Here is a 14,562-nt window from a genome sequence, read left to right as displayed (position 1 = left end):
ATATTTTCAACAAGAATAAAAGTATGTTTCACATGCATCGTAAAATGAGCAGACTGTTGTTATTGTGCGCGGGACTACTGGCATTATTTTCTGTACCTGTTTTTTCGCAGGATTCCGCCAATGCCATCGGTCATGTTTCCATTGCCTCTCCCAATGCCGCTTCCCTGGGAAAATTCGGTGATATACCGGTGAGCTATCATACCGGTATTCCTCAGATCGGTATTCCGATCTATACCATCAAGGCAGGGCCATTGTCCCTGCCGATCAATCTCAGTTATCACGCATCAGGATTAAAGGTCCAGGAGCCTGCCGGTTGGGTGGGTGCGGGCTGGGCCCTGGACGCCGGTGGGGTGATCACCCGGACGGTCATGGGGCAGCCGGATGAAAGGGGAACAAATGCGGGGGGTGCCGAAGTTAAGGGGCATTTTAGCGATTACGGGTATAACAATTATCTGTATGGCATCGATGGCAAACAGGACTGGATAGGTTTTGCGGAGGGAAGAAAGGATGGGCAGCCCGATCTGTTCTTTTTTAATTTCGGAGGATACACCGGGAAGTTCTATTTCCGTGATGATCGGACCCCGGTGCTGGTCCCGCAACAGGATCTGAAAATTGTCCCCTATTACCCTTCCGATAGCACAGGCTATATCGTTACCGGTCCGGGAGGTGGTAGCATCCAGGGATTTACCGTTACCACACCCGATGGCGTTCAGTATTTCTTCGGCAATACGCCGGGTACGACCGGCACCCTGCCAATAGAAGTGACCAATCCCTTCACGCTCTTAAGCGGAACGGGAGGTACAGCCATTTCCAGTTGGTATTTGAATAAGATCGTATCTCCCGATAATCAGTTTTCCATTCAATTAGGTTATCAACCGGAAACCTATGGTTATTTCACCCTTTCCACCTTTCCAGTTAGCGGAACTACTGTTCCGAACGAAATTGGTGCTCATTTTGAATACGATCTGGTAAAAAATATCGTGACTGGCGTTCGCCTTAGCAAAATCAGCTTCCCCAATGGAACGGTAAATTTTATCGGCGGATCTGTCCGGACCGATCTGAGTGACAATATAGCCTCGATCAGCGATGGGGTCAACCAGCAATGCAAGACCTTAGGAGCTATACAGATCACTGATTCCGCTGGATTCTGCAAACGGTATAATTTCTCGTATGGTTATTTTACGGATAATTCAACTCCTTTGTCGGGCTTCTTATTATCGGCGAATTACAACCTCCAAACAGATAAGCAACGATTGCGCCTGGACAGTGTGACAGAGGTTTCCTGTGACAATTCAGTGAATGTCCCCCCCCATAAATTCAGTTATTTCACCGAAATGGTTCCCCGCCGCTTAGCCTTTGGATTTGATCACTGGGGCTTTTATAATGGGGTCCCAAACAATAACAAACTGGTACCTTCCTACACCGTTAATGGGGTACCCTTCCCCGGAGCCAACCGAAGTTCTGCGTGGCCTGCCATGCGAGGAGGCGCCTTGCAGCAAATATCCTACCCGACTGGCGGACATACCGTCTTTGATTTTGAGCCACACAACTTTATCGGTGATTCCAGCGGTCTGACCGATAATATACTAGCGGGTATGGTGGTCCATATGTTCGGACAATCTCAGGATACCATGATCAATAACTTTGTTGGTAATGGAAATGCCATCACGATCTCGCTAACCAGTACCGCTAATTATTCTGGTTCTCTTTCCATCATTAACACCAGCACTAATGCAACCGTGTATTATTTAAATGTGCCGACCTATGCAGTTTCTCCTACTTCATATAACCTTCCAGCTGGCAATTATAAGGCCGTATTGACTTTGCCAAACTATAATAATTTATCGGGTGGCGCTACCGCAAACATTTCCCAGAAGATTGATGTCACCTTCACCTATAATATTGTTATCGGTGGTTTGCGGATCAAGACCATTACTCATAATGACGGCCTTACTACCAAGGACCAGGTTACCTCCTACGATTACACTAGTGGCGGTTCACCAACAGGAGTTTTGTATAGTGTTCCCGTTTATGTACAACAGGTCCGTAACGACCTGATTGAAAACGTAGGGTTCTGGACAGTAGCTAATGGATTTCAGCCGAATTCCCTGAACCCTTATGGTTGTCCAGGAAATGGGGGAGAGTTTTGCATATCGGCAGGAAGTATCCGTCCGATGGCAACCGCCCAAGGCAATCATTTTGGTTATAGCCTTGTCAAGGTTTCGCAATCGGGCAACGGCTATAGTAATTACAATTATTATATACATACCAATGGTTACCCAACGCAGAGCTCATTCATAGCCGTCACGGACGTCAATACCACCAGTTGTAATCCCAATGCTCCCAATTATCCTGCCGCCCCACCACCACTGGATTACCGAAGAGGGGAATTATATTACGAGCAACATTTTAATGAAGCCGGTCAGTTGTTAAAGGATGCCTATTATTATCCCTACTACGACACCACTACGGTGCTTACCACCCCTGGTTTCATCGTATCGATGTATTCAGGCGGAGGGCAGAATATATTATTAGGCACGAATTATAACCTATCAACGGTCCGGAAGACCAAGATGATGGTGATCTCCGATGATTACAAATCTACCGGTTCAGGGGGGCTCTCTAAGACCACCACCACCTATTATGGAAGCCCTTATCATAACCAGCCTACCCGAAAGGTGACCACTACTTCCACCGGAGACAGTTTGTCGACGAATATGAAATATGCCTTTGACTTCCGGCTTCCCAACTGTGATGCCACTACTAATTGCGGACAGTCCTATACTACTACCTGTTCCAGCTGTCAGACCCAGTATAATAACGCCCGGACGGCTTGTGGGGGTGGAGGTTTGTGTCTTACGACTGCTTATCTGGCCTATTTGCAATGCCAGGCTTCAGCACGTATTAGTTATGACAGTTGCCAGCGGCTTAATTATATCAACCCTACAAATGCATTTAGTACTTGTCATATCAATGCGGCAACATCAGCGGATGGCTATTTAAAGCCAGTTTTACGCCTGCAGGATCAGTACAACAATGCATTGATAGAATCCAGCGACTGGAAGAACCAGAACCTGCGTCATGCTGATTTCACAAAATACGATACCTCGCTTATTCCTATAGGTTATGCCTATCCCGGAAAAACGCAGCTCCTTATGTTACAGGCGCCTTCTTCCACCTTTGCCAATGCTGCGGTATCTGGGAGTACAGTGACCCGGGACAATCGTTATGCGGATGAATCCTCCTATCTATTCAATAAGGGCAATCCTTTGCAGGTAACCCCCCATGATGGGGTACCGGTGGCGTATGTTTGGGATTACCTGAATACCCAGCCGATTGCCAAGGTAGCCAATACGACCAGCGACCAGATCGCGTATACCAGTTTTGAAGGAGATGGCAGCGGCAACTGGACCATCGGATCAGTGTTACGAAATGCGACCGCTGTTACGGGTAAAAGGTCTTATACGCTTTCCAATGGAGGGATCAGCAAGGCAGGATTAACCGCTGCACAAATTTATGTCGTTTCTTATTGGACGACCAATGGTTCCGCTTATATGATAACCGGCACCCAAAGCGGGTATCCCATCCAGGGACGCACAAGTGTGGTCAAAGGAACGTCCTGGACCTATTTTGAACACCGGATCACCGGGCAGACATCTGTTAGCCTGACGGGTTCGGGTAGTATCGATGAAATACGTCTGTATCCCCTTACGGCCCAGATGATCAGCTACAGCTATTCCCCATTGATAGGTATGATCAGTCAGTGTGATGTTACCAACAGGATCACCTATTACGAATATGATTCCCTTGCCCGCCTGTTACGTATCCGGGATATGGACAACAACATTTTAAAACAATACGAGTATCAATACCAGAAGCCCGCTATTTATCTGAGTGCGGCGCAGAGCGGATCTTTCACCCGCAGTAATTGCGCAACGGGAGCCATCCCTTCCAATGTGTTGTATACGGTGGCCGCAGGAGGGTACACCTCTGCGATAAGCCAGGCGGATGCCGATGCTAAAGCACTTGCCATGGTAAATTTGAATGGACCGGCCTATGCCAATTCAAACGGTACCTGTACCTTTTATAATACGGCACAGAGCGGAAATTTTACTCGCACGAATTGTGCGACGGGTGGTTCCCCTTCCACGGTAACGTATACGATTGCCGCAGGAGCCTATAATTCTTTAGTCGATCAGCCAACCGCCAACCAGTTGGCCGCCAATGCGCTGGCAGCGGGTGGTCCCGCCTTTGCGAATTCGAACGGCACCTGCACCTTTTATAATACTGTCCAGGGAGGAAGCTATACGCGAAACAATTGCGGAACGGGTGGGGTGGGCAGCAGTATTACCTATACGGTGCCCGCAAATACCTACAGTTCCCTTATCACCCAGGGGGATGCCGACCAGAAGGCCCTTACGGCTGCCAATACCACTGGACAGGCAAATGCAAATGCGAGCGGCACTTGTACATTCTACAATCAGGTACAGTCAGGGACGTATACCCGTAATAATTGCTCCTGCCAGTATACCGGCAGCGCAGTGCTGTATACGGTTCCGGCAAATACATATAGTTCTTCCGTGGATCTGGCGACTGCCAATCAGCAGGCTACCAATGCCGTTACCGCTAACGGCCAAACTTACGCCAATACAAACGGAACCTGTACGACTACGTGTACGGGAACCAATCATAAAATAATTAGTTGCGCCTGTCAGACCGGTTCGCTAGGGATTATTTCCCAGGTCTATACGGCTGGTATTGGCTGTGTGACCAAATATGGCTACTTCTTTTCGGACGGCAGCTATATCTATGATCATACCAGTACGTTCGGTGGACAATGCCCGTAAAAACAATTAATAGAACGAACCGTTTAATTAGTTCAACATGTATACTTTTCTTATTTCCTTTTTCAGCCTTTTTTATTTGACCGATATCTTAAGCCTTTCTGTTCCTGCTTTGGGAGGCGGAGAGTCTATCCATTTGAGTGATTACCGGGGAAAAAAGATATTGATCGTCAATACCGCTACTTCGGGTCTTTTCAGCCAGCAATATGAGGGCCTGGAACGACTATATCAACAAGCCGTTCACCCGATGAGCGATGATATTCAACAAACCATAAAAACCCAATAGCCCACGCTATTTATCCTGGAAATCTCCTTCTAATATTCATAGAATATGCACTATAAAAATGCTTTCCTGGTGTTTGCGGTCTTATCGCTCCTGGCCGGAACCTCCTACACCCTTCAGGCACAGACGCTGCCGCCAACGGCCTATCCGAATACAACCCTTATCAACTACATACGGGCATGGGATGGGTTAGCCCCTGAACAGAGTCCTGCTTTGCTGATTACCCGACCCGTTAAGGACGTGCATCAGACTACCCAGTATTTGGACGGGTTGGGCAGACCGGTTCAAACGGTAGTTAAACAGATCAGTCCTATGCTCCAGGATATGGTTACGGCTTCCGTCTATGATAACTTTGGCCGGGAACAGTACAAATACCTCCCTTTTATTTCCAAGGTGACACAAGCAGGGGATGTGACCAATGATGGAAGTTTTAAGCTGGATCCCTTCCAACAGGCTACCAGCTTTAGCACAGGTCAATATTCTGGCGAAACCTATTTTTACAGCCAGGTTAATTTTGAAGCTTCCCCTTTGAGCAGACCACTCACTACCTATGCGCCTGGAAACAGCTGGGTGGGCAGCAGCAGGGGAGTAGGAGCTCAATACCTGGTCAATACCGTTAGCGACAGCGTGCGGATATGGACGATCGGTGCATCACCGGGCAGTATTCCCGTGACGACAGCCATCTATCAGGCTGGCCTGTTGTACGAGAATGTTACCAGTGATGAACAGAACCACCAGGTAGTGGAATATAAAGACATGCAGGGGAAAGTAATCCTGAAAAAAGTGCAGTTAGCGTCTTCTCCCGCAACGGCACATATCGGATGGCTGAATACCTATTATGTATATGACGATCTGGATAATCTTCGTTTTGTACTACAGCCCAGGGCGGTGGAGCTGGTAAATACCGGGGCCATAAACTGGACGATCAGTCAATCGATTGCCGATGAGCTTTGTTTCCGGTATGAATACGATTATCGTAAACGGATGATCATTAAAAAAATCCCTGGGGCCGGGGAAGTCTGGCTGATCTATGATAAATGGGACAGACAGGTCTTATCACAGGATCCCAATCTTCGAACACAGAATAAATGGCTATTCACTAAATACGATACGATTAACCGTCCTATCGTAATTGGATTTTATACGGATTCGACGCGCAATACCCAGACCTTGATGCAGGCCTATGTGACCACCCAAAACCTAGGGCGGGCAGAAACCTTCAGTAACCAGGTCTTTCCAATGTATTCGCTGACTACTACTTTTCCGCCAGCGGTTTCTGCCGATGTAATGACCTATACGTATTATGATGATTATAGCTGGTCACGTATGTATGGGGCTTATGGTAGTAAAGACAATAGTTATGATGCCAATTTTGCCACGGCGCAAAATACGTCCTATCCTTATCCTCAACCCCTGACCCAGTCCATTCAATCGCGGGGATTGGTTACCGGGGTAGCCACTACTTCTGTGATGGGTGGTATCGTGACGGCCAATTATTATGATGACCGCAAACGTGTAATTCAAGTCAAACACTATAACCAGACAGCGGGAATAGATATCAGCACTACCCAGTATGATTTTAGCGGCAAACCCCTGCAGACCTATCTGCGGCATCAAAAACTGGGAAATACAACGCAGACCCATACCGTTAGCACGAAAATTACGTATGATCCGGGGGGACGACCGATTGCTATTTGGAAGAATATCGACAATGCGGGTAGCGATCAATTGATCGACAGTATAAAATATAATGAATTAGGGCTGCCGCAGCGAAAAACCCTCGGAAATAACCTGGACAGTTTAGTCTATGACTATAATATCCGGGGTTGGCTAACCGGGATCAATAAAAATTATGTGGGTGCTTCGTCCGTCAATTATTTTGGCATGGAGCTGAGTTATGATAAAACGGCCTCGATTGCAAGCACCACCAGTTACCTGAATCCCGCCTACAATGGCAATATTGCCGGAACGATCTGGAAAAGTGCCGGTGATGGTGTGAACCGGAAATACGATTTTACTTATGACAATGTGAACCGGTTGACAGGCGCCGCTTTCCTACAAAACACTTCCGGTGCTTCCTGGGATAAAAGCAAAATCGATTTTAGCGTAGACCTCTTGGGTTATGATGCGAACGGCAATATAAAGGGTATGCGCCAAAAGGGCTTTAAAATTGGCGGATCTGCATCGATCGATTCCCTGATCTATTCCTACCAGAATACCGGGAACAGCAACAAACTAATGGTTGTAATAGACGGAGCCAATGATCAGAATTCCAAGCTGGGGGATTTTAAATATAACCCTGTCACCAAGACTGCTACAGACTACACTTATGATAACAACGGTAACCTGACAATAGACAATAACAAATCCATCACCAGCATCGTCTATAATTACCTGAATCTTCCGACGCAAGTGAATATGAAAGGCAAAGGCTATATCCAGTATATCTATGATAACCTGGGCACAAAACTGAAAAAAGTTGTTTTCGACAGCCTGTCCCGGCATGCGACCACGACTTTATATGTAGGCGGGTTTGTGTATCAGCAAACAGATACAATCACTGCGCCCAATGCCGGCATCGATACCCTGCAATTTATGGGTCATGAGGAAGGGAGGGCCAGATGGGCCTTTCATAAATATACCACGGGTACAACCGCCTATGGCTGGGAGTATGATTTTATGGAGAAAGATCATCTCGGAAATACACGGGTTCTCCTGAGCCAGCAGAAGGATACGGCAAAATACCTGGCGACGATGGAGGCGGCCTATCGGAATACGGAGAATGCCTTATTCTACAATATCCCGAATACCAATGTGGCCAGAACTGCGGCCTCGGGATATCCTGTGGACCTGACGGTCACTAGTCCCAATGATAGTGTGTCTAGGGTAAATGGCAGCGGTCAGAAGGTGGGGCCAGGCATTATCCTGAAAGTCATGAGCGGTGATAAAGTGGATGTGGGGGTTCAGTATTATTATAACAGCACGGGAACGGCAGGCTCGAACCTTTCTCCCTCTGATCTGCTGGGATCGTTGGCTTCTGGTATTGTATCGCTGACGGGAGGAGCGCATGGCTCATTATCTGATCTGACGGGGGCAGGTAATCCCTTAACAGGAGCCTTGACCAGTTTTCTGACTACGAATAATCCTACGCAATCCCTCAAACCATCGGCCTACCTAAACTGGATTCTGCTGGATAATCAGTTCAATTATGTAAGCTCGTATCCCCAAAGTGGAGCGATACCGGTAGGGTCATTTGGTACTTCAGGAGGTATATTACAGTTTCCGTTGAGTTATAAGGGAATTCCGATTACAAAGAGCGGATATTTGTATATTTATGTGAGTAATGCCACCCCTGGGTGGGACGTGTTCTTTGATAACCTAAGTGTAAAGACCTATAGCGGTCCAATGCTGGAAGAGAATCATTATTATCCGTTTGGGTTGACCATGGCGGGGATTAGTGATAAGGCGTTGAAGACACAATACGCTGAGAATAAGTTGCGCTACAATGGTAAGGAGTTGCAAAATCAAGAGTTTGGTGATGGTACAGGATTGGAAGAATATGACTATGGGGCAAGGATGTTGGACCCACAATTAGGAGTTTGGCATATTATTGATCCTTTGACTGATAAAACACGTAGATGGTCTCCCTACACATATGCCTACAATAATCCAACCGGATTTATTGATCCAGATGGAATGTCAGCCTTAAATAATTGTGAGAATTGCGGACCCATGCTTGATGGATCAAAGGGTGATGCATGGGGAAATGATGGCGAAGAGATGGTAAAGGTTAAGTATTTATACAATACAACAACTCATGTAATAATACCAAAAGAAATAAGTGAGGAAGAATATAATGCACATGTTGGAGGAAGTAGTGATGGAGATAAGCAAGCTAAGGATAAACCGGTATCAAGGGATGTTGCAGCAATTCCGAAAGGACAAACTCAGGGAAAAATTGCCCCGATGAAACCACCGACTCCTAAGTATAATTTCGATGGGTCAAATAATGGAGAAGCCTATAATTGCCATTCCTACGCGTGGGAAAACTCCCAGGGCTCACAATATGATCCGGAAAACTCCCCACAATGGCCTAAATGGGATAATGATCCAACCAATAATACTCAACTATATCATCCTATTGCTTTTAATGATCCAAATCAGGTTGGAGATAGAGTAATCTATTATAATGTTAATAGTAAGGGAAATGTTGTTCCAACCCATTCGGCTATTGTTTCCCAGGTAGATAAAGATGGTTTTGCTACTCAGGTAACAAGTAAATGGGGACAGCTAGGTGTTTATGAGCACGCTCCCAGAGATGTTCCTGCTTCATATAGCCCTGATGCACCAACAATGACGGTTAATGGAAAAGTTTATCCTACACGAGTTTATTATAGAAGAAATTAATGACTTTAATCTTTAACTATGATATTTAAAAGTATATTGACCCTGATAAGCTTTTATTGTTTTTTCGGAACGGGAAAGGTGAGGAAAGGCCAAAACGCACTTGAAAACTGTTCCGAAACCGAAACGCTAATTAATAAAATTGCAGTAGCTAAGGTTAATTATGAAGAAAGTGTTTATAGAAAAGAGAAGAAGCAGGGGTATTATAGAGAATATTATTCAACTCTTGTGAAGGAGTTTAAACGAAAAAGAAAGAGGAATGCCAGAGAGTCATGCCTAAGGCAATTAATTTCCAGAGATTCTATTTCTCGTAGGGCAAATTCCGTAAATTTTACCTTTAAACCTCTCACCTCGTCGATAATGGAAAAATGCGACGATTTAAGTTATTCAAGTTTCTTGAAAATAATGCTTGCCAACTTAAATGACTCTAGTAGTAATAACACAATTGTTTGCTACCCTGAATTGGCGAGATTATAGATGCCCCAATTGCCTACTCCAATGAATCTGATGAAGATGTCGAAGGAAATTTGGATTGTCATGAAAAAGGTTTTACTTCAGTTCTAAAAACTTTGAGGTGGAAGGACAGATTAGATCCATTGCGTTGGGTTATGTAAAGCTGAGGATTATGTAAAGAAAAGGGTAAAACCTGCGTCAGAAATTTGTTTTGAACCAAAACACTTTACATAATCATGTCTGTTGTTATAGTGACCGCAATGTAGCGATCATTAAAACAACCAGTTATGAGAAAAATTCGGACAACCTTCGATCAACTCATTTTTGACGCAGGCGAAGTATTAGTAAGCAAACTGCTAAGGACTTAGAACACCGTCATTTGGTATCGCGTTTACTGGCTACGAATGTATCGTCAGTTACTCGCTCAGGGCATCAGTGAATTTACTTCCACTGTCGGCAGACAATATCTATTCAATCAGTTTGGTGAGTTCGACTACGCCGCCCTTTCCAAGCACGACAAAGATGTGGTAAAGATCATCAACGTGCTCTGTGAGTTCTACGATACTGGCACCCTCGTGAGTTACAGGGAACGGATCATACTGGACGGTCCGATCGGTGAATTGGTAAAACAGTTCGTCGCTCATCTGGTATCACTTCGGTTAAAGCCATCGACGATAAATGAACGTGAGCACTACCTAAGCCGATTTCTCATCTTCCCGAAAGAGAAAGGTTTGATGTCCATGGACAAAGTAGACAAGTTCGTAATTCTCGATTATCTTAAAACCCTGGACGTGCGCCATCCGACCGTTGCCCATATGACCTTGAGAGCGATAAGGACCTTTTTAAAGTACCTTTTTGAACAAGGGATACTAAAAACGGACACTTCACTTTCTGTGCCCAGGGACAATTACATGAAGCAAGCCAAACTACCCTCTGTCTTCAAAACGGATGAGATCCAGCAAATGATCGGTACAATTGATCGGTCGAATGCCTGTGGTAAACGCAATTATGCAATTGTCCTTCTTGCTGCCAGACTTGGTCTCAGAGCTTCCGACATTGCCGGGATGAGATTTGAGAACCTGCATTGGGAACAAAGTACGATCCAGCTTAACCAATATAAGACAGGTCGGGAACTACAGCTTCCATTGCTTGCAGAAGTTGGCGAAGCGATCATTGATTACCTGAAGTATGGCCGGCCGGTATCTGAGGAACCTTATGTGTTCTTGCTTGCTCGGTCTCCGTTCGGACGAATACATAGTTGTTGTATAACCAATCTGGTTAATACCGCATTTGTCGCATCAGGTGTCAATATCGGTCATCGTCATTATGGCCCGCATGCGCTTCGTCACAGCCTTGCCAGTCTACTGTTGGAGCAAAGTACAGTATTACCGGTAATCACCGAAGTGCTGGGGCATGAGAGCTCCAGTTCAACGAAGTATTACTTACGGGTAGACCTGACTTCTATGAAGCAATGCATGCTTGATGTGCCACCTGTATCCAACGACTTTTACAGTCAGAAAGGAGGATACTTTTATGCGTAGGCACTTCACCGGTATTTATGAACCGTATCTTGAACAATACCTGGCTTATAAAAGACAGTTAGGTTTCAAACAGAGAACAGAGGAGACTATACTAGCCATCTTTGACCGCTTTACGATTGAGCGTGGGGAAAACCGGTTAGGCATTACTCCTGATCTTTCAAAAGCATGGATGCAAGCCGCAGTCAACCTGTCGTCATCGTACAACTTTCATAGAGCTTTACTCCTCAATCAGTTGGCCACGTTCCTTAATGAACAGGGCATTCCCTCGTATGTGATGCGTTTACCGTTATGCAAAACGGACTTTACGCCACATATCTATTCGCAGGATGAGCTTCGCCGACTTTTTGATGCAGCAGACAACTTCCGGGTAAAAAAGGGGCTGCGCCAGATCATGTTTACCATGCCTGCACTTCTAAGGTTGCTGTATGCTACAGGTCTAAGAGGTGGTGAAGCTGTAGCACTAACCATGAGCGATGTGAACTTGGATGATCAATTCATCATTGTCCGAGATAGTAAGAATGGTCAAGAGCGTGCTATCCCCTTCTCAGATTCTCTGGCAGTCGTGCTGAGACAATATGTCTCTTATAGAAACCAGCTACCTGCGAGTCTGGTAAAAGATGATCACTTTTTCATCGCACCTGACGGAAGGAGGATCAAATACAATTGCTTCAGCCACTGGTTCGGTCGTTTGTTATCAACCGCAGGCATCCCGAGGGGCCGGGGTGTAACACCGCACGCATTGCGGCATTCATTCAGCGTGCACTCTTTGGCAATGATGGCAGAGGGGGGGACAGATGTTTATTGTTCGTTACCGGTGCTATCCACCTACCTTGGACATAAAGCGATCGAATCGACAAACCACTACGTCAGGCTGGTCTCTGCAATGTACCCTGGCTTGCTGAAAGACGTGGACAGGATATGCATTAATGTTTTCCCAAATACGACAGGCTATGAAACCTACTGACTTTTCAAAATACCTGTCAGGGTTTCTGATCGGGTATTTATCGCATGAACGCGGTGCCAGCAAAAACACGATCTGTGCTTACCGGGACACTTTCGTCCTGTTCATCGCTTACATGGAAACGCAAAGTATCATGGTATCACGGCTGACATTGCAAATGATCACCCAGGCAACTGTTGTTGGCTTCCTCGATTGGCTCCAAGCAGAACGCAAGAACGGCAACGCGACACGGAATGCAAGACTAGCTGCTATCCATGCCTTTTTCAGCTACATCCAGTATCAGCATCCAGAGCACTTGCATGAATGCCAGAAGATACTGAACATACCGATGAAACGAAAGGCCAGTGTTGCTATGAACTATTTGTCGATCGATGCGATAAAGGTGCTTTTACAACAACCAGATATACGTACCGTCAAAGGCAGACGCGACCTAGCATTGCTTTCCCTGATGTACGACACAGGTGCACGGGTTCAGGAGGTCATTGATTTGAAACCATCCAGTCTGAGACTCGATAAGCTGAGTACTATCCGAATCGCCGGTAAAGGTAATAAGACCCGAATTGTCCCAATGCTTGACGAACAGGTAAAGTTGTTAAAACCTTACCTCACAGAGCACGAACTTGTCCAGATCTGCAACAATGAGCATCCGTTGTTCTTTAACAGCCGTGGCGATAAACTCACCCGTGCTGGAGTAAACCATATTCTGCGCAAATACGCAGATATGGCCAAGAGAAACAGCGATGTTCATTTGCCAGACAAGATCAGCTGTCATGTGCTGCGGCATTCAAAAGCAATGCATTTGTTGCAGGCCGGTGTTAATCTTGTATACATAAGTTATCCTAACTCTAATAAAATCCGAACTTGATGCCCTAATTATCTAATAATGGGCTCATTGCAATGAGTCTTAGTTAGGATTTTATTATAATATTATGGCGTTCACTAAACTAAAAAAAATATGAACGTCGAAAATTTAAGACACAAGTATCCTCTGCTCATTGAATATCTGCGAGCGAACGGATATACGAAAGCCTACATTGGCAAATTCAGAACTGATATTAATCAAATTCTAATGGATGGGTCTGATCCCGGTATACATTCATACGAGGAGTATTACAGGTCATTAAGTAAGAAGTATACAAAAGCTACACTTCGTCATAAGTTTAAGATTACCGGAAAGATTAAGCAATTCGATTTGAAGGGAATTTTTCCAACTTCTATTCACCGTTGCGGTTTTCTTAAACAAGACGGCTATGAGTCTCTTTTCCCTGAGTACAAAAATATAATTGATGCTTTTGTAAATTCAGCAATTGATCGAGGTGTATCGGAATCGTATATCAGGCATTTGAAACTAGCAACAATTAAGTTCTTTCAATATCAGCAGCAGGATGGAACACATTCCTTACTTGATATCTCTGAAAGAACTGCCCAGCGCTATTTCCATGATGGAGTGAAGATTGTAAGGGGATATGATGTTGTGAAACAGATTAGGACCGTTTTTAAAGAATGTATTCCTCACTGCCATAATGGTGAATGCGAAAGAATTATCGCCTTTCTCCCGACGATGAAAAAGAGGCATAAGACATATCCATTTTTAGAAAGGGAAGAACTAGAGAAAATAAAATCCGTTCTTTTGGGTGTTAATTGCACAAATCTAACTCTTCGTGATAAGGCTATTGTAACTATAGCTTTCTATACAGGTCTTCGCGGTTGTGATATTGCAGCTCTTAAATTTGATAACATTGATTGGGAGCATAATTTAATCCATCTTATTCAAAATAAAACAGGCGCCCCATTGACAATACCTCTACGGCCAGTTGTGGGTAATGCAATATTTCATTACATAGAGCAGGAAAGACCTGATTCTAAGAACGAAACAATATTTTTGACTCAGGATAAAAAAGCAAGAAAGCTCAGGACTACATCTATATATAATGCCACAACTGCTGTATTGACAAAAGCTGGTGTTAGAGTAGAAGGAGGTAAAAGAGGAACTCATTTATTTAGACACAATTTTGCAGTAACACTGCTACAAAGTGGGACTCAAACTCCTATTATCTCCCAGGTACTATGAGATGT

Annotated in this window: 8 protein-coding genes; all 8 read left to right on the top strand. The window is 45.0% G+C overall.

Going from position 1 to position 14,562, the window contains the following annotated elements:
• Positions 1 to 32 precede the first annotated feature (32 nt).
• The 8 genes from ACX0G9_RS10215 to ACX0G9_RS10180 all read left to right on the top strand — a co-directional run bounded on the left by ACX0G9_RS10215 (position 33) and on the right by ACX0G9_RS10180 (position 14,557).
• Entirely contained in the window at positions 33 to 4,847 is a 4,815-nt protein-coding gene (locus ACX0G9_RS10215; protein ID WP_459064796.1) for a DUF5977 domain-containing protein, read from the top strand.
• Positions 4,848 to 4,884: 37 nt separating this feature from the next.
• Positions 4,885 to 5,130: a hypothetical protein gene (locus ACX0G9_RS10210; protein ID WP_459064795.1), complete on the top strand. Its 246-nt coding sequence runs from the start codon at positions 4,885 to 4,887 to the stop codon at positions 5,128 to 5,130.
• A gap of 45 nt (positions 5,131 to 5,175) precedes the next feature.
• A complete protein-coding gene (locus ACX0G9_RS10205; protein WP_459064794.1) occupies positions 5,176 to 9,534 on the top strand; it encodes a DUF6443 domain-containing protein in 4,359 nt (1,452 codons plus the stop codon).
• 18 nt (positions 9,535 to 9,552) lie between these two features.
• Entirely contained in the window at positions 9,553 to 10,008 is a 456-nt protein-coding gene (locus ACX0G9_RS10200) for a hypothetical protein (RefSeq protein ID WP_459064793.1), read from the top strand.
• A gap of 380 nt (positions 10,009 to 10,388) precedes the next feature.
• Positions 10,389 to 11,525 (top strand): site-specific integrase, encoded by a 1,137-nt coding sequence (locus tag ACX0G9_RS10195; RefSeq protein ID WP_459064792.1) that lies wholly within the window; start codon positions 10,389 to 10,391, stop codon positions 11,523 to 11,525.
• Positions 11,518 to 12,489, top strand: a complete 972-nt coding sequence (locus tag ACX0G9_RS10190; protein ID WP_459064791.1) for a tyrosine-type recombinase/integrase — start codon at positions 11,518 to 11,520, stop codon at positions 12,487 to 12,489. The genes ACX0G9_RS10195 and ACX0G9_RS10190 overlap by 8 nt, the downstream gene beginning before the upstream one ends.
• On the top strand, positions 12,476 to 13,351 hold the full coding sequence (locus tag ACX0G9_RS10185; protein ID WP_459064790.1) for a tyrosine-type recombinase/integrase: 876 nt from the start codon (positions 12,476 to 12,478) through the stop codon (positions 13,349 to 13,351). The genes ACX0G9_RS10190 and ACX0G9_RS10185 overlap by 14 nt, the downstream gene beginning before the upstream one ends.
• A gap of 90 nt (positions 13,352 to 13,441) precedes the next feature.
• A complete protein-coding gene (locus ACX0G9_RS10180; RefSeq protein WP_459064789.1) occupies positions 13,442 to 14,557 on the top strand; it encodes a tyrosine-type recombinase/integrase in 1,116 nt (371 codons plus the stop codon).
• Positions 14,558 to 14,562: the final 5 nt, after the last annotated feature.

It is taken from the genome of Flavitalea flava (assembly GCF_054461575.1).
Note: the sequence above shows the minus strand (reverse complement) of the source record. Positions and strands in the feature narration are given on the sequence as shown.